The sequence below is a fragment of the Vibrio sp. 1249-1 genome (genome assembly GCF_033340495.1).
Window position 1 is genome coordinate 1 of the sequence record NZ_JAWOWJ010001192.1, and the last position, 512, is coordinate 512.

Consider the following 512-nt stretch of genomic DNA (forward strand, 5'->3'; position numbering starts at 1 on the left):
TTTCACGCCTGTCAGATCTTCAAGGCTAAAGTCTTCTCGACGAACGGCATCTTGCAGCGTTTCATCCCAAGCAATCGCGATACCAGTATTAATGGCAAAAGACATGCTGTCGCCTGGAGCTCGGCATGGCTCTTCCAAAAACGTAATTCGTTGGCGAAGAGACGGTGTAATGTACTTAGCAAACTGCTGCGCTTTTTCGGGAGTCCAAGCGCGGTTCGCATCCAGTCGAAGCGTTAATTGAGGGATAGATTCAAGGAAGAGATTCACAAGCATGCCGTCGCGAATGGGCTCATACAGACCCACTTTCACTTTTGCCACTTTCTCGCCTTCCATCTCGTTGAGTTTTGGAATCAACTCATCGGGATCGCCCGTACACAGTGGAGCAATTTGATATTTGCCTTGCGTCGGCAAACCACCTTCTAACTCCAATTGAGCCATAGATAAGCCAAACGCAACCGAAGGATACATATTGGCATAATCAACAGGTATACCCGCGACCCAGCGTTCAGCCT

General features: G+C 48.8%; 1 protein-coding gene. It reads right to left on the bottom strand.

Translation table 11 applies throughout. The features are described from left to right. On the bottom strand, positions 1-512 hold a 512-nt coding region (menC, locus tag R7Z50_RS31205; RefSeq protein WP_318150242.1), incomplete at both ends, for an o-succinylbenzoate synthase.